This is a genomic window from Corynebacterium sp. LaCa_23 (genome assembly GCF_058182375.1).
On record NZ_CP190825.1, the window covers coordinates 109,346 to 129,335 of the forward strand.

The window sequence follows — 19,990 nt, forward strand, 5'->3', positions numbered from 1 at the left end:
GGCCTTTAGATCAGGTTCCAGACGGTCACGGCCATGATGACAAGGCCCATGCCAAAGACGAAGTAATTCCAGATATCGTTTTTGAACTGGGAATAATCATCGACCTTTTTAAACATGTAGACCGGCAGCAGATAGACCAAGAATGCCACGAAGATGCCGCCGACCACGGAAATCATGTCCATGATGGAGGGGTTGAAGACGGCCACGAGGGTCGTTGCCACGAATACGATGACATAAATGGTGTTGAGCAGCGCGCGGCGCGAGAGCTTATTGGCCATGCGGGGAACGGCAATGCGCAGGAGGTACTCGGTGCCTTCCTCGGAACCAAGCATGTGCCCGAAGTAGGAAGAGATGATCGCGCACATGGTAATTAGCGGTGCCATATAACCAATGAACGGCGTGCCCGTGACGTTGGCGAAATAAGACAGCACCGGGATGTTTTGATCGGCTGCCTCCTTCAATCCGTCCGCGCCGAGCGCGAGGACGCAGGACCAGACGAAGAACATGGTAAATACCACGAGCATTGCGGCGGTATAGAGCTCCACGCGGGAGACGAATTTCTCCGTCTTCTTGCCGTAGGCCGGCTGCACGTCTACGGAGAACTGCGATAGCGCGGCCATGTGGGAAAAGGAAAAGACCAGAACCGGCAGGATGAGCAGAATACCTTTAAGGATTCCCCAGATACCGCCTTCGTATTCAACATTAAGGAAGCTTTCGAAATCCCACTTGGGGATCAAGTAAATGGAGGTTGCCGCCAGGGCGATGATGAGCGGGTAGACCAGCATTTGGGCCAGCCACAGCATGGGGCGGCGGCCGATGGCAAAAAGGCCCGTCATGACGCCCACGCAGGCAATGGACAATATCCACCGATTGATGCTCGGCCCGCCGAGCTGGTTGACGATGAAACTATCGACCACGTTGGTGATGCTGATGCCGTAAATGAGCACCGTCGGCACGATGGCCAGACAGTACAATACGGCGATGAAGAGGCCGCTATTGCGGCCCAGGTAGTAACCACCAGCTCCAGGACATCCTTGCCGTGCTGTTCTGGTGGCGCGCCGCTAACTATGCGGGCGTAGGTCCGGTGGGAAAAATACACCAACGGGAAGATGAAGACGGTGGCGAAGACGAGCGGCCAAAATCCGAAGGCACCTGCATTGAGCGGCAAAAAGAGGATGCCGGCACCAACACCGGTGCCAAAAAGCGCGATGACCCAAGACAGGGTGGAGCCCACTGCCTTTTGCCGGTTGGCTTCCTCTGCGGAGTATTCGGGAGCTGCCCCCTCTGTACTTTCCGTGCTGTTATCCGTGCGGGACTCGTAAGTTGGGGCACTCATGAAGGTCTTCAGTCCTTTAAGTGGAGGATAAGTGGCAAAAGCGCCTTGAAGTGAGTGTAGCGAATGTCACTACTAACATGTGCCATAAACCACATATTTATGCGCCCGGGAGAGCTCCGGAAGGCTAAGGCGTCCAAAGCAACCGCGTTTGTCCACAAATCGAGGGAAATTTTGGCGGAATGCGGTTGTTTTGGACATTTTGGGAGAAACAAGCACGGCTTGGGGTTAGCGGGTGAAGGCTAGCGCCTCCTCTGCGGTGCTGTGGCTGTAGCTGTCATCGTCGTGTGCGTATTTATTGCCGCGCAGGATGAGCCAGACGCTCAGCGGGTACAAGATGATAGCTACGGCAAGGGCTTGGATGACGGCCGCGATATCGGAATCGTGCAGGTAATTCCAGCCAAAGTGCAGGAGGAAGGAAGCCGCGAGGCAGCCGAGCGTCACGCCGATGCGCCACCAGAGCGGCTTGGCGGCAGCGTAGAGGGCCCAGCCGATGCCCCAACCGGCCAGCGCCGTGAGCAAAACGTGCAGGCCAGGGCCAGCGATAAGGCGCAGGCCCCACATCTGTATGAGCCCGGCGAAATCGCTATCCGGGTGGGTGGTAGCGCCCATGGAGCCGTAAAGGATGTTTTCGTTGGCTTCAAAGCCAAGGCCCACGACGGCGCCGACCATCCACCCGTGCCAGGGGCGGTTGAGCTGGCGGAAGGACATCAGGACGAATAGCACGCCGGCGGCCTTGGAAATCTCTTCGGGATAGGCGCCGCTCCAGGACATGAAGGAATCGACCCAGCCTGAATTGATGGCGAGCTGCATGACCGGTGTGGAGCTTATAGCCGCCAAGCTAATGGCCATGCCAGAACCCCATAAAAAGGCAAGTGGTGCCCATACGCGCGCCGGGCGCGCCCACATGGGGCTCAGGCGCAATAGCGCGATGACTACCGCGACGAGGGCCGCCGCGATGAGGAAGCTGATAATGCCCATTAGCGGCGAGATAAACAGCGTAATGAATGACTGGGAGATAAATCCGATAAGCCCCAGGCCGGAGAAAATCCACAGCGCGGTGCGAAAGAGCTTAGACATTTAAACCAAGGCCTTTCCAGAAAACTCCGCGATATCAGCAGTGAATTCTTCTGGTAGTTCGTCTTGCCCGAAGGCCTTCCAGAGGCGTTGAGTGGTCGTGCGCGTTGCTGCGGAATCCCCGGTGACAGTGACCACCCAGTCCTTATTCTCGTCCGCGCCGGTGCCGTTGATGGAGATGGCGGCGGTGGAGGAGGGGGCATCGGCAAGCGCGAGGGCACCATCTTTTCCTTCATATACCTCGCCCTCTGGAAGGCTCGGAGCCATGCCATAGGCTCGGACCATACGGCGCAGGGTGTGCTCGTCGTCGTCGGTATCTTCCACGATGACCGCCTGCACGGTGACGTCACCGCAGGTCCAACCAACGCTGGCCAGCGAGGCATAATCGCGCTCGCAGTACAGATCGGAGACGGTAATGTCCCAGTCGTGGCTGGGATCAGACAGGGTTACCTGCTCCACATCGGCGTGGCGTTGCGGTAGCACCGCGTGGACGATGGCGGGCAAGGCAAGGACCACCGTCACAAAAGCAAGGGCGGCGATAAATAGGCTGCGCGGCCGGGCTGGTGGAAACCGGAATTTTTCCATAGTCCATACCTTAACTGGAAGGTTTGGCCTACAGTGGCAACCATGAAAGATCTTTATCAATTGGTCAATGGACCTTGGGTAGAAAATCACGTTGTCCCAGATGATCGCGGTGTGGATGGCACCTTCCACGCGCTGCGCGATGAAGCAGAAGAACTGGTTCATGACATCGTTAAAGATAACGATGGCCGCCCCGGCAAGCTCTATGCATCCTTCATGGATACAGAGGGCGTTAATAACGCCGGCATGGCCCCGCTGGATGCGGACCTTGACCGCCTGAGCTCTGCCGATCCCACGGAATTGGCGCACCGCCTGGGCGAGCTCGAGCGCGAGGGCGTGGGGGCACCGGCGACGTTCTGGGTAGAAAAGGACTCCGGCTCGGAAGAAGCCGTGGCCTATATCGTGCAATCCGGGTTGGGCCTGCCGGATGAAGCCTACTACCGCGAAGAAGCGCACGCGGAAACGCTGACCGCCTACGAAAAGCACGTGGCCGAGATGCTGGGCTTTATCGAGCCCACCCGCCTGTTTGGCCTCGGCACCGAGGTTGCAGCCGAGCGCATCGTGGGCCTGGAAAAGGAACTGGCGGCGGGCCACTGGGACGTGGTTTCTACCCGCGATGCGGTAAAGACCAATAACCCGTGCGAGTTTTCTGAGCTGCCCTCCATCACCCAAGCTTTGCTCGCCGGCGGAAAGCTGCCGGAGCATCGCGTGGTGAATATGATGCCGTCCTACCTGGAGCATTTGGAAAAGCTCTTTACCGCTGACCGCATGGCCGATTGGCAGCTGTGGGCCACCTGGCACATCCTGCGCTCCCGCGCCGCCCTCTTGCCGGAGGAAGTGGGCGCCAAGAACTTCGAGTTCTACGGCACCCGCCTTTCTGGTGCCACCCAGCAGCGCGACCGCTGGAAGCGCGCGGTGGGCTTGGCCGAGAGCCTGGTAGGAGAGGAAATTGGCAAGGAGTTCGTGGACGCGCACTTCCCAGAATCCTCCAAGCGCGAAATGGATGAGCTGGTGGACTACCTCATCGCCGCCTACCGCGAGCGCATTTCCCAGCTGGAGTGGATGACCCCGCAGACCCGCGAGCGCGCCCTAGAAAAGCTCTCCCAGTTCAAGGCCAAGATTGGTTTCCCCGATACCTGGCGCGACTACTCCGGGCTGGAAATTTCTGACCAGGGCGCGGAACTGATTGCCAATGCCCGCGCCGGGTCCGCCTTTTCCCACGACTATGAGCTGACAAAGATTGGCAAGCCCGCCAACCGCGATGAGTGGGTCACCACCCCGCAGACCGTCAATGCCTTCTATAACCCGGTGGTCAATGACATCACCTTCCCGGCCGCCATCCTGCGCCCGCCGTTCTATAACCCGGATGCGGATGCCGCTGAGAACTTCGGCGCCATTGGTTCTGTCATCGGACACGAAATTGGCCATGGCTTTGATGACCAGGGCTCGCAATTCGATGGCCAGGGTAACCTGAACTCCTGGTGGTCCGATGAAGATCGCGCGGACTTTGAGGCCCTTACGGCAAAGCTGGTGGAGCAATTCGATGGCCAGGTTCCCACGGTGCTAAAGGATGCCGGCACCGAATCTTCCGGCGTCAATGGCAAGTTCACCTTGGGCGAAAATATTGGTGACCTGGGCGGACTGGGCATTTCCGTGGTGGCCTACAAGAACTACTGCGCCGATAAGGGCATTGACTTGCTGGGCCAAGAAGAGGAATTTGTGGTCGACGGTGCCGAGCCGGAATTGGCCGAGCACACCTACAACGGCCTGCAGCGCTTCTTCTTGTCCTGGGCCCGCGTCTGGCGCACGGCCATCCGCCCGGAGATGGCGACCCAGTACCTGGCCATTGACCCGCACTCGCCCGCGGAGTTCCGCTGCAACCTCATCGCCGCGAATATCGCGGAGTTCTACGAGGCCTTCGACGTAGGCAAAGACTCCGCGATGTACCTGGCCCCAGAGGACCGAGTCACCATCTGGTAAATCGGTTCTCCCCCGAGCCCACCTTGTGCGCATCATGTGCACGCGTAGGCTCGGGGATATGACTGATGCACACGATAAAGATCCGCACCGGCCGCTAGAGCCCGGCCAAGAATGGCGCATCGGCGGGCAAGACCGCCAGATAAGCGAGGAAGAACAGCTAGAGCAGCTGGTTTCTTATATCGACGCCCATTATGAAACGCCGGATTTCCGCCCGCCTTGGGCCGGCGGTGGCTCGCCGGAGGCGGACCAGTATTGCGCACTGTTGCCAGACCGCATCACCCACGCCGCCATGATGGTTCTGGGCACCGGAGTTAATCACGCGCTTCCGGGTACGGCGTTTACGGACGGCATTACCGTAGACTCCGCCGAGGTCGGCGCCATTTTTCGCCCCTCTGAGCCCACCGGCCGGTGGGCGGTATCGCTGCACTCGGGCGGCTGGTGGCGCGGCGATGGCAAGGCGCTGGAAATGCAGTGGCGCCCCGAGGTTGCCGCCGCCGCGCAGCTTTCCGGCACCACGATCATTGACGTGGATTATCCGCTCGCGCCGGAGTATACGGTCAAAGACATGGTCGCGGCGGTCAACCGCGCCATTGATTACGCCCGCGAGCAGGGCGCCTCCCACGTCACCACGTGGGGATATTCTTCCGGCGGTGCATTGGCAGCGCTCGCGCCTGCCGATGCCCTCTTGCTCACCTTCCCCGACTTCGGCGCCCTGGCCAACCTGCCGGAGTACTACCGCGTGGGCTATAAGCTGCCTAAACAATTCCCTGAGACCTTCGTGCAGACTGCGACCGAGGACGAGATAGCCGATCGCGTCCACATCCCGCAGGCGCACGAGCGCGATTATGTCTCGACCCACCGCGTATCCACCCCGGCCGTGGCGCGCCAACGGGTGCAGGACGCCGCCGAATTTTTACGCGGTGAGCTGGCGTAATAGATTAGGGCTCCATTATTTCAGCGATAATCGGGAACTTATGCCAATAAGGCTGCGACTAGTGGGCCATGAAGACTACAACTCATGGTGCGCTATCGCGCCTGCATAAGTTTGCCGGCGTGATCGTCGCGCCGTTCCTCATTGTTGCCGCGCTCAGCGGCTTCTTCTACGCGCTCGCGCCCACTCTTGAGCAGTGGGTGTACCACGATGAAATCACCGCCACCGCGCAGGGCAGCCCACGCAGCTTGGACGATCAGATCGCCGCGGCGCAGCGCCAACACCCCGGCGCTGCGGTGGCCGCGGTGGAGGCGTCTGAAGATCCAGAAGAGACCACCCGCGTGCTGTTCACGGATCCAGATGCTAAGAGCCCTAGCTACACCCATGCGGTATTCGTTGATCCAGTAGACCTGCGCATTACCGGCGAAGAACAACAATACGGCGGCTCGCGGGCGCTGCCACTGCGCACGTGGCTGTCCAATGGCCACCGCACGTTGTGGTTGGGCGAGCCCGGCCGCATCTATGCGGAGCTAGCCGCGTCCTGGCTCGGTGCGCTGACGATCGCCGGTGTCTATCTGTGGCTCAAGCGCAGGAAGAAAACCCAGAAGAAAAACAATAAGGCGCTGCGGATACACGCCCGCTTGGGCAGCTGGTTGCTGCCCGGTTTCCTATTCCTCACCATCACCGGCTTGACCTGGTCGATGGTTGCCGGAAGCAATATTGGCAAGGTGCGCGAGGAGCTCAATTGGAAGGAACCGTCCGTGGCAACTTCTGTGGCAGAAGCCGGTGCCGGCACAGGGGCAGGCGAGGGTTCCGGCGCGCATGCTGGCCACGAGGGCCACGCGGGTCACGAGGGCCACGCTGGGCATAGCGGCGGTGAGGTCACGGACAACGACGTGCTCGAGGGCGCGCAGACGGCCTTGTCCACCGCCCGCAGTGAAGGGCTTACCGGGGTGCTGCGGATGACCCCGCCGGAGCAGGCCGGCGATGCCTGGACTGTGCGCGAGGGGCGCGCGGCATACAAGCTGCGTAGCGATGCCGTAGCGGTAACCGCAGATGGCCGTGTCATCGACCGCATCAATTCGGCGGATTGGCCGCTGGCCGCCCGGTTGACCTCCTGGCTTATCCAATTGCACATGGGCACCCTCTTCGGCATCTACAGCCAGGTGGTCTTGGCCGCGCTGGCGTTGGGCCTTCTCGTCATCAGCATCGCCGGGCTGTGGATGTGGTGGAATAAGCCGCGCCGCCGCCTCCCCGAGCTAAAAATAACCCCCGCCGTGGTGGCAGGGGTTGTGATCTACTCGATCATTGCGCCGCTATTTGGAGCATCGCTGCTCCTTTTCTTCGCCGGCGACTGGCTGGTACGTCGGCTGCGGCCCCAGTCCCGATCCCGGTCCCGGTCCCGGTCCGGCTCTCAGTCCGGACCGGGCCGCAGCAACGGGGCCAGCGGGCCTACTGCTCGTCCTCGGGGCGAATCTTCATCTCGGATTCCTTCCACAGTCCAGAACGGGTAACGTCCTCGTAATCGATCTCCGCCTCGGCTGGGGTATTGCCCTGCGAATCGGTACGCAATTCGTACTTTTCAATGGCACCCCAGTCGCGCGCCCAATCGTTGTTGAGGTAGCTCGGGATTTCGTAGGAGTAGTTCACCGCTTCCGCGGTGGACATGGCGCCACCACCGGCGAAGGACTGGAACTCCGTGAGCGAGGTCTGCGCCGAGGCATCCGGCAGGATGCGGTACTCCGGAATCTCGGTCACGCCGGCGTAGTGGTCAAAGGTGCGCTGGCAGGGGAACTGCAGGGCCACCGCCCAGTCCAGCAAGGCTGGGGTTTCCTTGGGGAATTGGTTATTGATGGTGTCCAACTCCGGCACGCGCGGTGGGGTAAAGGCAATCCAGTCATCCTCGTCGGTGGAGTCATCCTTGGCCACGAGGCGAACCACGTTGGCATCGTCAGGCAGCTTATCCATCGGGATGCGCAGGTTGCGCCACTTGGGGGTTGCACCGACGGCGGACATCTCCTCTTCGCCCTTATTGCTGACGTTGCCATCCTCATCGATGGTGCCGTACTCCAAGGTGAGCTCCATGCCGTCCTGTTCCACACCGTTGACGTCATGGTGGTAGATATTGCCGGCCGCAGAAACCGCGAGTACCGGGGTCTTCTCGGTTGCCTCCGGCAGGTTATACCACTGGGTGGTTACCTGCGAGGTGGCCTCTTGGTCCTCTGAGTACGAGCCCAAGACCGGCACGGTGGTGTAGTCCAAGTTGAAGGGCAAGTGCATGGTGGAGCCATTGACGCCTTCGGTGCCGCGCACGCCGCCCTCAGAGGTATTAGTGGTCTCTCGGGCGTGCTCATCCTTTTTGCGCTTGGTCTCCTGCGAATCAGAGGAACCAGAAGAATCGGAGTCATCGCTGCCCAATTCGGTTTCCGAGCCCGAGGTCGCGTTGTCCTGAGAGGCAGAATCGGAGTCTCCCGAGCTGCCGCCGATGGCACCGACGGAAGCCGAATTCTGGTCTTCTGGTTCGATCGACTCAGGGATATTATTCGGGCCGAAGCCAGCATGGGTCTCGTCCTCATTGATGAGCGAATCGCCCAAGCTACCGCTGACCGGAGTGAGGAAGGAGTCATTGGTATTGGTCTCCACCAGGGTCTCGTTGGCCAGCGAGCAGGTATCGCCGCGCAGGGAGGCGAGGTTGCCCTTGCCCACGGAGTAGGAATCCGCCTGGGCGATGGTGGACTTGGCAAAAGAGGCCATGGAAAAAGCCACCACAATGGCGCAGGCTAGCGCGATGGGCGCGGACATGATGCCGGCCGAGCGCGATACCTTGGCCGCGGCGTCGTCCTTGAACTGTTCCACAGTGCCGTCTTCTTGCGCCTGCAGCTTGCGGTGATCGTGGCGCAGGGACTGCACCACGCCAACCGCGAGGACGACCAAGGAGATGGCCAGCAGGATCTTATTGGCCTCAATACCCTTGAACTGCACCGTGCGGTCCCACCACGGGATGCCGAAGGAAGAGACGTACCACCATGCGTTCCAGCCCGCGAACGTTAGCGCTAGCAAGAAGATGACCGCCGCGATGCTGAAGGTGCGGGCGCGCGGCGAGTGCAGCGCAAACCGGGAGAGGACAACGGCCGCGAGCGCGGCGATGACACCGGCTACTCCGGCATAGATGCCAAAGTGGTGCGTCCACTTGGTTGGGGTGAACATGAGGAAGAACATGGACAGCGCCACGATGATGAGCAGGCGCTGGGTAGGGCCAACGGCGATGCCGCTGATCCGGCGATCCTTAATGACCGCCGCCGCAATAAGTGCCAGGCAAAACAGCATGGTAAATACGGCAAAACGGCGGGTAAGCGAGCCGTCCACGGATTCTTGGAAGAGTGTGGAGTAGCGGGCATATTCCGAATACCACGGCAGCGACGGGCCGACCTCAGAGCGGACGCGGGTGGATTCCATGACATTGGCCAAGGTTTGATCCCCGAAAGCTGCGACCATGATGGCGGTGCCAGACGCCAAGAATGGTGCGATGAGGGAAAGCCAGCCGGTGGCGCCGCCGCCCATGGCGGGAACGCGCTCGCTCATGGCGCGGAAAAGGTGGGGCACGCTCACGAGGAAGACGCCCACCGCAAATAGGCCGGTAGGCCCAGCGGCCAGCGTCAGGGTAGCAGCGATGGTACCCACCGCGGCGGGCAAAAGGCGGCGCGTGGCGATGGAGCGCTCGAACGACGCCCAGGTCAGCATGACGCCGAAGGCCACGATCGGCTCCGGGCGAATGCCGTTGTTATACGGCAGCCAGAAGGCCAGGAACATCAGCGCGGCCGTCCAGTGGCTGACGCGGCGCTTGTCGATGACCTCCCCAAACCGCGGCAGCATTTCGCGCGAGAGGATAAACCAGGTGATAAGACCTGCAATCAAGCCCGGCAGGCGCACGAAGACGGACGCGGTGGAGATTTGGGACAGCAGTGCGACGAGGTCGTAATACGGCGCACCGAAAGGCGCCTCGGGCACGCCGTACCAGCGGTAATAGTTGGCCATGTAGGTGGCGTTATCGAAGACGCGGCTCATGGAGAAGATGAAGCCATCGTCTGAAGTATTGGCGCCGAAGATATACCAGAATCCCAAGATAGCTGCGACCACGCCATCAAGTGGGCGCACCTTCTTCCACGATTCCGGCATGAACTTCATGCGGCGGCCGTCGAGCCGGTCGATGCGCCAGAGGCAGTAGAGGGACACAATGACCATGACGCTGCCCAGCCACATGGCGATGGTTTTAATCGGCGAAGGCGAAGAGGTAAACCGCGAGTTGATATCGACGTGGACATTGAGGCCATCATCAACCAAACGCTGCACGTCGGCCTTATCGTCCAATTCGGTATAGACGCCGGTTACCTGCGGGCGCAGATCGTCGTCGGTGGTCTTTTTATGCTTGCCCACGCTGACGGTGGTGCCGTCGCCGGTGGCGGAGATCTTGAGCTTGGCGGCATCGTCAAGCTGCGCTACCTCCTTGGCGTTGAGGGTAAGCAGCACCTCATCGAGCGAGACGACGGATAAGCCGTCATCGTTGGCGCGGACGAAGAGCCCGCGGTTCGAGGCCTTCTTTGACTCCGGCGGCACGGTGCCATAGACCATGTTCTGGCCATCGCGCAGCTCATTGACCGCGGACATGGGGATGGTGGCCTCTAGCGACTCGGGAGCCACGGAGATAAGCGGTGCGTTGATGGATTGCACCGAATCATGCTGCGGCCAATCATAAGACGACTGGGTCTGATCCACCGGCAGCAGCGGGGTGGCGATAAAACACAAGAAGCCAATCAATCCGGCAATGATCGCCGTCCACCGCAGCCCCTTAGGGGCGGTGGAAAAGCTCAAGCCGGAAGATCTCGCTTTATTCGAATTCACAGTTAGGCTATCTGACACGGCGATTAGTGTACGTCAGATAAGCCCTACTTCTTGGGTGCACGCCCGATAACACGGGCGAAGTGTGGGTGAACTTACTGGGTTCGTACCGCTGTTACGAAAGGACCGGTTTGTTTGAGCTCCCAGCCCTTGTCAAAAACATCAGCGTTGAAAAAGACCGCGCGGAAGCGAATATTGGGCTGGTTGGGATAAATATCCTCGGCCAAGTGCAGCTTGTAACCATCGTCCTTATTGTCCAGATCGCCGCGGAAAATCATGACATCTGGCCCGCGCCATGGGGTGGAATCCAGCGACTCCTTGAATTCCTCTGGGCTTTGCTCCCAGGAGTCATTCGCCCAGGTTTCAATCTGGTCATTGCGCGTCGTAAACTCGCCCAGCGGATTGGCATAGTGGCTGGTAAAGGCGTTAAAGCCCCAGTACGGGTAGTAGGCCATGAACGTCTTTTCATCCGTGAGGACCACGGTTTCATTGGCGGTATAGCCCTGGTCCTGGATGAAGTTGTGGATATCGAGGTAATGGTGGGAGGAATCGCTGGTAAAGCGGTCCCCACGCTCACCGTAGCCATCGGTATCGCGGTAGGCGTAGTCGATGGCGTCCTCATTTTCCTCTGGGATCTGCTGGGCGTAGAACACACCCGCCAGCGTCAAAATGACGCCGAAGACGGCGGTCAGGCGCTTATTACCCGCGCTGGAGAAGCTGGCGGGATACAGGCGGTGAATACCGACGGTGCGCACCTCCCCAAGGGCGAGGATGCCGGCGGTGGCAAAGAGCAGCACCACGATGACCTCGAGGCGGAAGCTCAGCAGCGTGGTGCCGGCCAGGGTTACCACCATGGATAAGATGATCCACCCGTAGATGCCGATGAGGGCAAGACCGAGCGCGCGCATCTCCGCGTTCTTCAGGCGCATGATGGTGTAGACCAAGCCGACCAGGCAGAGGAATCCGATAATGCTCAAAGACAAGAAGGGCACCGGAAGCTGCGTGCCTTCCTCTGGCAGGTAGTGCTGCGCGGTGGTCTGCAGCGGGGCACTGGAGTGCAGCACGCTCCAGAGATAGGGCGCCCATGCAATCAGCGCGATGGCGATAGAGATAACCGCGATAATGATAAGCCGGATAATGGGGCGCCAGGTGCGCTCATAGAATGCGGTAAATACCGCAATGAGGCTCACAACAGTAAGCGCGGCCGCACCAGTAAATAGCGTGTAGAACGTGGCGGAAATGCCCAGGTAGAGCGCCACCGCAAGGGTGGACAAGCGTGAGCCCTGGAAAGCCCTAGCGCTCAAGACCGCAATGGCGGGGATGCCCATGGCGATAACGGCAGAGTATGGCTCTTCCGCCGCAATGGTGAGCGTGACGGCGGTGGTGGTCAGCGCGATGGCGGTTCCCACGGGCAGGGACTTAGTGAGGTGCTGCCAGATGGGAACGAGGATGCAGCCTGCTACCGCGATGGAAATCAGCGACCAGGGCTGGTAGACCTCCCAGCCTGGGACGCCGAGCAATGAGCCGAGGCGCCCGCCCAGCCAGAACCAGCCCAGCGGATAGAAAGTGGGCATGTCCAGGTAGTTCATGTCCGCATAGCCCATTTGATCTACCGAGCGGGTAAGGAATTGGGTGCGGAATGCTTGGTCCACCTGTACGCCATCGAGCCAGAGGCGCGAAGCAGAAAGCGGCAGGCCGATAGACGCGAGGGTGAGAAGGGCCGGCGATAGGTAGGTCACCGCGTACGTTACCCACGTGCGCCACCGCGGCCTGGAGAAAGTCTCCTTGTAGTGGTCATAAATCCACCACGCGCTAAATCCACCGGCTAGAACCAAGGTGATGACGACGCCGACGGTAGATAGCGCGCGGGTGACCATGGAGGTATTAAAGGACGGCAGGGATACCGCCTTGAAGGCATACCAACCAAGGAGGGTGACAATGCCGCCGCCGAGGGAGGCAAAGAGGATACCCAGCAGGGTAGAGCGGTGGGATAGCGCATCTGCGTGATACGCGGTGGTGCGATTCTTCTCGCTCGTTGGAGCTTTTTGGGAAGGCGTAGCTGGGCTTGTCATGCCCTTTAGTTTCGCATACCTTAATCCCACTTCTGGGATAAGGCGCGGTGTGAGCTGGCTTATTAACTAGCAAAGCGCGCAGGGCCGCGGACCTTTTAGGGGCCCTGCGTACCCTGCGCGCTGCGAGGCACGCCGGAACCGCGGTTAGAACGGCAGCTTGCGGAAGATAGGCTGCGGGATGAACTTGAATGCCAACGAGACGTACTTGAACAGCGGGTGGACGTAGATGGATTGCTTGCCATCCAGTACTGCCTGCACGGTGGCCTTGGCCACGTCAGAGACGTTGACGGTCAGCGGGGCATCGCCGGCCTCGGCCGACATCTTGGTGCGAACCTGACCCGGGCGGACGACGAGCACGTTGGCGCCGGAGCCGCGCAGTGCTTCATCCAAGTTGATGTAGAAGCCATCCACTCCGGCCTTGGAGGCGCCGTAGACAAAGTTGGAGCGGCGCACGCGCATGCCGGCCACCGAGGACATCGCCACGATGGTGCCATGTCCCTGGTGCTTGAGCTTTTCGGCCAACAGCACGCCGACGGAGACGGGTGCGGTGTAGTTGGTCTGGGCAGAAGCCACGGCCTTGTCGTGGTTTTGCCACAGCTCTTCCTGATCCCCCAGGGTGCCAAAGGCCACGATGGCGATATCGACATCGCCGCGCTCCCAGGCCTTATCGATGACCGCCGGGTGCGATTCAAAGTCGGTGGCATCAAAGTCTACGATCTCTACATCCGCGCCGCGGGCCTCCAGGTCAGCCTGCGCCTTTTCGATGCGCGGGGACTGGGCGCGGGCAGCCAGGGTGACCTTGGCGGGGCCGCGCTCAAGGAACTCAGCGACGACGCCGAGGCCGATTTCAGAGGTACCGCCCAAAAGCAGGATGTGCTGGGCTTGGCCTACTGCATTAAGCATGGTTTAAAAATCTCCTTCATGAGGGTGGTGATGAGTCCAGTGATTAGTGCAGCTCGAGGCGGCGGGACATATCGGAGGCAAAGACCCCGGTGGGGTCAATGTCATTGCGGGTCTTGAGCCAGCCTTCTAGGCCCGGGTACATCTGGTGGAAGTTCTCGGCGGAGGTGCGCGATTCCTTTGCCAAGTACAGGCGGCCGCCAAATTCCATGACGCGGCGATCCAGGTCATCGAGAAGCTCGCCCAAGCCCGGGCGGATGGGGAAGTCCACGCAGACGTTCCAGCCCGGCATCGGGTACGACAGCGGCGCGCGGTTTCCTTCGCCGAAGAGCTTGAATACGTTCAGCGCGGAGTAGTGGCCGGAGCGCTGGATATCGCGGATGATCTCCTTGAACGGCTCCACGGCCTCCGTGGGAACGACGAACTGGTACTGCAAAAAGCCCTTGGAACCGTAGCCGCGGTTCCACTCACCAATGAGATCGAGCGGCTGGTAGAACTGCGTCAAGTTCTTGACCTGGTTCTTCGCCGGCGCGCCCATGGTGTAATAGGCCAAGCCCACAGCGGACAGGCTGAGCTTATTCAGCGTCCAAGACGGGAAGATATCCGGCACGGTCATCAGCTGCGGCGCGTTGAACTTCAGCGGATCCTTCGCCAGCTTGGGGGCCAATTCCTCGAGCTGCGCCAAGGTGGCCAGCGAGCCGCGGGAAATGGTGGAGCGGCCTAGCTTCGGCTCTGGGGAGATGACATCGAACCAGGCGGAGGAATAGGTGTAGTTGTGCTCCGAACCATCCGAGTGGAAGGCAATGGTTTCTTCCAGGTTATCGGTGCGATCCGTATCCGCGATGAAGTAGGCGGTCTCCGTCTTGGTCATGCGGATGGTAGCGCGCAGGATGATGCCGGTAAGGCCCATGCCGCCGATGGTGGCCCAGAAGAGCTCACCGCTGGGGTCATCGTCGCTGCCCTCTGGGGTGAGGTGGAGTACGCGGCCATCAGCAACCAGCAGCTCGATGGAAACTACGTGGTTGCCAAAGGAACCGGCGGAGTGGTGGTTCTTGCCGTGGATATCGGGGCCGATGGCGCCGCCGATGGTGACCTGGCGGGTGCCCGGCAGGACCGGAACCCACAGGCCATAGGGCAGCGCGGCCTTCATGAGCTGGTCGAGGGTGACGCCACCATCGACATCGACAAGCGCGGTCTCCGGGTCAATGGAGTGGATCTTGTTCAGCTTTTGCATGTCGATGACCAGGCCGCCGCCATTTTGGGCGGGGTCACCATAGGAGCGTCCCATGCCGCGGGCGATGACGCCGCGGCGCAGGTGGGCGGGCTTGTCCGAGTTATCTTCCGCAACCTGTGCCACTGCGTTCTTGATGACGTCCACGTCTTCCGTGGACAGCACATGGGCGGTCGTGGGGGCGGTGCGGCCCCAGCCGTGCAGGGACTTTTCGGTGGTATGTAGTTCCATCTCTTACTCTTTGCTCGACGGATTGTATCGATGTACCAGCCTACCTAGCTCATAGTGCGGTGGCTGGAGTGACGTTCGTGATATTTAAAACATCGTGGGGCACACAGGCGGCCCCGAATGGTGTGTTTCAGAGATCCATGATCTCGCGGATTTCTTCCGGCAGGCCTGCTTGGGACTCAATGGTGGGCCCTTCGTAGGCGCCCAAAATCTCGTACACGCGGCGCCGCGAAGTGGAATCCAAAATCGGCATTTCCTCTGCCATCAGGCGCGTCATAAAGGGGCTAAGCGGCAGATTGGTGTGCTCTGTTGCTTCAAAATGCCCGTTGCGCTTATCGTCCTCGGCACGCTCATCTTGAGCGGCTTGCTGGGCCGGCGTCATATGCTCTGTCTTTTCCGAGTACATGCGCAATAGCTTACCGCCGCTTAGAGTGGTCGCTATGACAAACAACCACGAAGTAGCAGAAAAATCCCGCGATAATTACGCCCTCGATGACACCTTGGCAGGCCGAATCACCCAAGCGGCCGCACAGGGCATCGTCACCTCCTACCCAGATTGGATCAAATCCACAAAGGGCCTTATCACCGCTTACGTTTTGTCCACGATTGGTTTTGGCGCATTGGTGGCCTATACCAACGCCCAGGCCGAAGAGGACGGCGATGAACCGCGCTCCCCGCAGGAATTTGCGGATAAGGGCCTAAAGCTCTGGGCCATTTTGGCCGCGGTGCTCATCTTGGTGGGCCTTGCTTTGTGGGCCGATGTAGCCGTGTCCCGCAAGGTGGTGTCTTTCCTGCGCAAGCGCGGCGTTAAGCGCCCGTGGACGCTGTTGGGAGCAATCGGAGCGGCCGCGACGTTTATTATCAGCGAGCTAGAAGCGCGCGATATAGAAAAACTGGCTTCTTAAAATTTGCGTATGGTGGGGCCCATGAATGCAGGGGTCACCGATATTGGACAGGCACGGGCTCGCCGTGCTGACCCGCTGCTGTCATTAAAGCGGGAACCGCTCACCGTTATTTGCCAAGCCTCCAATATCCGCGCGGATGAGGAGGTGCACCGCCAAATCGGCTTTAGCGATGCACTTACCCTGCACGAGCTGCAGAAAGTACTGCATATCTGCTTTGGGCTGCCGGATGAAAAGTCCCCGTGGCATTTTTATGAACACACCGATGCCCGCGGTCCGCGCCTTGATCCAGAGCGTCAAGCTTCCGAATTCCTCTGGCGTGAGGGAGACCAGATCGATTTTGTGTGGGGGCTCTGGGACTTTGAGCTGGTGGTCGCGGAAATCTATCCCCGCGATAATGGCACCCCCAGCGCGCTGTGCGTGGGCGGCTCGGGCAGCCTCTTTGCACCCTTTGAACTTACCGCGGTGAACCGGGCATTAACCGGTGAAAAGATCACCGATGAAGTCCTGGCACAGGTTAAACCCCAGGTAAGGGCGCTCATCGAGCGCACCAAGCTTTATGACTTTGTTCCGCTCTTACAGGCCATGGACTTAAACCGTGGAAGCGACCTATCGGCGGCCACCGCCGAGGCACTGGCTAGCCTGCCGCGTGAGGTTACCAACGAGGGCAAGGATGCCTTTTGGTCCATGGCCTTGGCGCTATCCTGCATGGGCGGTGACGAGCTGACCGATTCTGTGGTGGAAACCACCATGGATGCCTTGGGCTGGGTCAACGATGATGGCAACACCTTGAAAGGCGCGGAGATTCGCGCGCTGTGCGAGGCCTCTTTGCGCCAATTGGCCCAGGTTGGTGCCTACGGCAAAGATGCCGCCGCGCCGGTGTACCGCCTAGACATGTACCGCGCGCTGCTGCGCGGGTAAGCTAACTGCCTGTGACTAATCCACTTGAAGATGCTGCAGAAGTAAAGCGCCCCTCCAGCTCTTTGAAGCAGCAGCTGGTGCGATTTATTGCGGTGGGCGTCTTTGCCGCCGTCATTGACTATGGGCTGACACTGTTATTGACCCACTTAGGTCTGCACCGCTCTGGGGCGAAAGCGATTGGTTGGGTTTTTGGCACCATCGCTGCCTATCTGGCCAATGCGCGCTGGACCTTTGGCACGAAGGTGTCCGGCCGCACGGCCGCGACGGTGGGCGTGTTATACGTATCCACCTTTGCCGTGCAGAATTTCTTGTACTGGGTGCTCAATGAGCCCCTCATTTCTTTAGGTTTTGAGGGCGCGGTGAAAGACACCATCGCCTTCGTCATTGCCCAAGGCGTGGCGACGGTGACCAACTTTGCCATCCAGCGGGTCTTTATCTTTAAGGAAAAATAGGCCAGCGGCACGCCTTAGGAGCGATTACCGGGGGCGGCGGAAATCCTCGCGGCGCCCGCGGTTGTGCAGCTTGAGCCACTCCAGGAAGCCGGCCGGATCGTGGCGTTGGACCAAGAAGAACCAGCCAAAGCGAGCAAATTCCTGGGGCAAAAGCTTGCGCATGCCGCGCTGCCACAGCAGGTAGCCGCGGTTGCGGTAGGTGAAAAAGCGCTTGAACTCGCCTTCCGGGTACTGGGTATGCATCTTGCCGCCCAGGATGGGCTTGAATTCATCCGAGCCATCTGGGTGCAGGTAGCTGGTGGTCAAGGCGGTGCCGAAGGACAGCCCGGAGTTGACCAAGCGGCGGTGGTATTCCACCTCATCGCCGCGGATGAAGAGGCGATAATCCGGCACGCCGATGGTTTGCATCGCCGCGGCGGAAATCAGGGCGCCGTTAAACAGAGAGGCGATGCCGGGCAGGAAGTCTCCCTCGAGTTCCTCCATGCGGCGGCGCCACACCAACCCTTGGCGCAACGGGAAGGCCAGGCGGCCGGGATCGTCGATATTGCACACGGCAGGTGAGACTTCGTGCAGGTTATTATTTCCTGCCACGCGGTAGAGCTCTTCTAATACGCCGTAATCGGCGGGGCGGCCATCATCATCGGCGCACCACACGGCGTCGGCACCGAGCGATAGCGCGGTAAGAAAACCGAGGGCGAAACCGCCCGCACCACCCAGGTTGGTCTTGGACGGCACATAGACCGCTCGATCACCTGCCAGGGATTCCACCACGTCACGGACCGCATCTTCGGCGCCATTATCCACCACGATGACCCACTCGACGGGGTGGGTTTGGTTGACTACCTTTTCGAGCGAGGCGCGCAGCAAGTCCGCGCGCTGGTGGGTGACAATGACGGCAGCGGTGGTACCGGTGGAATCAAGGGTGGCAGTCATGCGTTCCATCTTGCCACCGGGGAATGGATCTGCCGCGGATAAACACTCCGCGTGTGCTAAGCTGACTTCCTATGGAAAGCATGTGGCCACCGTTCGGGCTGACGATTCGCGCGAGCGATACTACTCACCCTGGCGTGGAACTGCGCGTGATGCGCGATGAGGATATTGCGGCAATTGCCGGTGTGACGCCAGAGGATATCTACGGCGCAGACATTCCGGATTACGCCTTTCCGTGGCTCTTTAAGCCCGGGATGAATACGCCTGCAGCGGCGGCCCAGTTCCGGTGGACCAACCGCGCGCAGCTGCGCCCAGAAAAGTGGTCCTTGGATTTCATCGTGCGCGAGGTGCATTCGGGGGAAATCCTGGGCACCATCGATGCGCGGGCGCAGGACTTTGCTATGGCGCGAGAAATCGCGACCGGTTCCTGGGTCTTTCACCGGTTCCAGGGCCAGGGTGTGGGCACGCTCATCCGGCACGCGGTGGTGGCCTTTGGGCTCGATTACCTGGGTGCGCAGGCGATGACCACGAGCTGGGCGGCACAGAATGAGGCCTCGGCGCGGGTGAGCCAGAAGCTGGGTTACCAGGTGGTTTCTGAAGGAGAAGAAAAGGCGGGGCCAGAGAATAGTTCGCAGCGGCACGTGACTGCGCGCGTGGAGGCCGACACCTATAAACGCCCGGATGACCTGCACGTGGAGGTCTCCGGGCTGAGCCAGCAGCTGCTGGGGATGCTGCGCTAGCTTCTACCCGGCTGCCTCTTCGCCCTCAAAGCGCTGGCGCAGATCGCGCACGTATTCGCCTACTTCTGGGCCCTCGTACTGGCCCACGACCTCGGAGACCTCGCCCACGGAGCGGATTTCGCCGTGATCGATCCACAGCGCGGTATTGCACAGCTGCGCCAAAAAGTCATTGGAGTGAGAGGCAAAGACCAAGATGCCGGAGCGCTTAACCAGCTCTTGCAGGCGCACGCGGGCCTTGGCCATGAAGGCGGCGTCGACGGCGCCGATGCCCTCATCCAGCAGCAGGATTTCCGGCTCGATGGAGGTCACCACGCCGAGGGCTAGGCGCACGCGCATACCGGTGGAGTAGGTGCGCAGGGGCATCGATAAGTAATCGCCCAGCTCGGAGAACTCCGCGATCTCATCCATCTTTTTCTTCATCTGCTTGATGGACTGGCCCAAAAACAGCCCGCGGATGATGATGTTGTCGTAGCCGGATACCTCCGGGTCCATGCCCACGCCCAAGTCAAAGACGGGGGCGACGCGCCCGCGGACATCGGCAGTACCGCGCGTGGGCTCGTAGATGCCGGAAAGCAGGCGCAGCAGCGTGGACTTGCCGGCGCCATTGTGGCCAACGAGCCCGACGCGATCGCCTTCGCGCAGGTGCAGGTTAATATCCCGCAGCGCCTCAACCACCACGGTGTTGTGGGCATTTTTCCCAATGGCACCGCCCGCAGTAGAAAGCATGGCCTTTTTTAGGGAGCGGGATTTAGCATCAAAGATGGGAAAGTCCACGCACGCGTTATACGTATCGATTGAGACCATTAGTTTTTATC

16 protein-coding genes and 1 pseudogene are annotated in these 19,990 nt (G+C 60.3%); 7 read left to right on the plus strand and 10 right to left on the minus strand.

Annotation, left to right across the window (positions count from 1 at the left end; all coding sequences use genetic code 11):
* Window positions 1-5: 5 nt before the first annotated feature.
* The 3 genes and pseudogenes from ACP8IT_RS00545 to ACP8IT_RS00555 form a co-directional block, all read right to left on the minus strand.
* A pseudogene (locus ACP8IT_RS00545) lies at window positions 6-1,336 on the minus strand (SLC5/6 family protein).
* Window positions 1,337-1,561: 225 nt separating this feature from the next.
* Window positions 1,562-2,413 carry a PrsW family intramembrane metalloprotease gene (locus ACP8IT_RS00550; protein ID WP_490290185.1) on the minus strand — a complete coding sequence of 284 codons (852 nt, stop codon included), beginning with the start codon at window positions 2,411-2,413 and terminating at the stop codon, window positions 1,562-1,564.
* The gene (locus tag ACP8IT_RS00555; RefSeq protein ID WP_490290186.1) at window positions 2,414-2,995 is read right to left on the minus strand and encodes a hypothetical protein; all 582 of its coding nucleotides are present in this window, start codon (window positions 2,993-2,995) and stop codon (window positions 2,414-2,416) included.
* Between the two features lie 42 nt (window positions 2,996-3,037).
* On the opposite strand from ACP8IT_RS00555, the gene ACP8IT_RS00560 reads away from it, so the two are divergent.
* The 3 genes from ACP8IT_RS00560 to ACP8IT_RS00570 all read left to right on the plus strand — a co-directional run bounded on the left by ACP8IT_RS00560 (window position 3,038) and on the right by ACP8IT_RS00570 (window position 7,417).
* Entirely contained in the window at window positions 3,038-4,972 is a 1,935-nt protein-coding gene (locus ACP8IT_RS00560; RefSeq protein ID WP_490290187.1) for a M13 family metallopeptidase, read from the plus strand.
* Window positions 4,973-5,030: 58 nt separating this feature from the next.
* Window positions 5,031-5,906 (plus strand): alpha/beta hydrolase, encoded by an 876-nt coding sequence (locus ACP8IT_RS00565; RefSeq protein ID WP_490290188.1) that lies wholly within the window; start codon window positions 5,031-5,033, stop codon window positions 5,904-5,906.
* Window positions 5,907-5,974: 68 nt separating this feature from the next.
* Window positions 5,975-7,417, plus strand: a complete 1,443-nt coding sequence (locus ACP8IT_RS00570) for a PepSY-associated TM helix domain-containing protein (RefSeq protein ID WP_490290189.1) — start codon at window positions 5,975-5,977, stop codon at window positions 7,415-7,417.
* Here ACP8IT_RS00570 and ACP8IT_RS00575 read toward each other — a convergent pair.
* From ACP8IT_RS00575 to ACP8IT_RS00595, 5 genes are all read right to left on the minus strand, one after another.
* Window positions 7,356-10,820 carry an arabinosyltransferase domain-containing protein gene (locus tag ACP8IT_RS00575; protein WP_490290190.1) on the minus strand — a complete coding sequence of 1,155 codons (3,465 nt, stop codon included), beginning with the start codon at window positions 10,818-10,820 and terminating at the stop codon, window positions 7,356-7,358. The genes ACP8IT_RS00570 and ACP8IT_RS00575 overlap by 62 nt on opposite strands.
* Window positions 10,821-10,894: 74 nt before the next feature.
* The gene (locus tag ACP8IT_RS00580; RefSeq protein ID WP_490290191.1) at window positions 10,895-12,871 is read right to left on the minus strand and encodes a galactan 5-O-arabinofuranosyltransferase; all 1,977 of its coding nucleotides are present in this window, start codon (window positions 12,869-12,871) and stop codon (window positions 10,895-10,897) included.
* A gap of 144 nt (window positions 12,872-13,015) precedes the next feature.
* Window positions 13,016-13,774, minus strand: a complete 759-nt coding sequence (gene dprE2 / locus ACP8IT_RS00585) for a decaprenylphospho-beta-D-erythro-pentofuranosid-2-ulose 2-reductase (RefSeq protein ID WP_490290192.1) — start codon at window positions 13,772-13,774, stop codon at window positions 13,016-13,018.
* 43 nt (window positions 13,775-13,817) lie between these two features.
* Entirely contained in the window at window positions 13,818-15,233 is a 1,416-nt protein-coding gene (dprE1, locus tag ACP8IT_RS00590; protein ID WP_023029921.1) for a decaprenylphosphoryl-beta-D-ribose oxidase, read from the minus strand.
* Window positions 15,234-15,360: 127 nt separating this feature from the next.
* Window positions 15,361-15,636: a hypothetical protein gene (locus ACP8IT_RS00595; RefSeq protein WP_005280647.1), complete on the minus strand. Its 276-nt coding sequence runs from the start codon at window positions 15,634-15,636 to the stop codon at window positions 15,361-15,363.
* A 34-nt stretch (window positions 15,637-15,670) separates the two neighbouring features.
* On the opposite strand from ACP8IT_RS00595, the gene ACP8IT_RS00600 reads away from it, so the two are divergent.
* The 3 genes from ACP8IT_RS00600 to ACP8IT_RS00610 are packed head-to-tail and all read left to right on the plus strand — an operon-like array spanning window position 15,671 to window position 17,505.
* Window positions 15,671-16,135: a hypothetical protein gene (locus ACP8IT_RS00600; protein ID WP_284631958.1), complete on the plus strand. Its 465-nt coding sequence runs from the start codon at window positions 15,671-15,673 to the stop codon at window positions 16,133-16,135.
* Window positions 16,136-16,144: 9 nt separating this feature from the next.
* Entirely contained in the window at window positions 16,145-17,053 is a 909-nt protein-coding gene (locus ACP8IT_RS00605; protein WP_490290193.1) for a plasmid pRiA4b ORF-3 family protein, read from the plus strand.
* An 11-nt stretch (window positions 17,054-17,064) separates the two neighbouring features.
* Entirely contained in the window at window positions 17,065-17,505 is a 441-nt protein-coding gene (locus ACP8IT_RS00610; RefSeq protein WP_005280656.1) for a GtrA family protein, read from the plus strand.
* Between the two features lie 24 nt (window positions 17,506-17,529).
* Here ACP8IT_RS00610 and glfT1 read toward each other — a convergent pair whose 3' ends face one another.
* Window positions 17,530-18,447, minus strand: a complete 918-nt coding sequence (gene glfT1, locus ACP8IT_RS00615) for a galactofuranosyltransferase GlfT1 (RefSeq protein ID WP_284831756.1) — start codon at window positions 18,445-18,447, stop codon at window positions 17,530-17,532.
* 62 nt (window positions 18,448-18,509) lie between these two features.
* On the opposite strand from glfT1, the gene ACP8IT_RS00620 reads away from it, so the two are divergent.
* The gene (locus ACP8IT_RS00620; protein WP_490290194.1) at window positions 18,510-19,175 is read left to right on the plus strand and encodes a GNAT family N-acetyltransferase; all 666 of its coding nucleotides are present in this window, start codon (window positions 18,510-18,512) and stop codon (window positions 19,173-19,175) included.
* Window positions 19,176-19,178: 3 nt separating this feature from the next.
* Here ACP8IT_RS00620 and wzt read toward each other — a convergent pair whose 3' ends face one another.
* A complete protein-coding gene (gene wzt / locus ACP8IT_RS00625; protein ID WP_005276318.1) occupies window positions 19,179-19,979 on the minus strand; it encodes a galactan export ABC transporter ATP-binding subunit Wzt/RfbE in 801 nt (266 codons plus the stop codon).
* Between the last annotated feature and the right edge of the window lie 11 nt (window positions 19,980-19,990).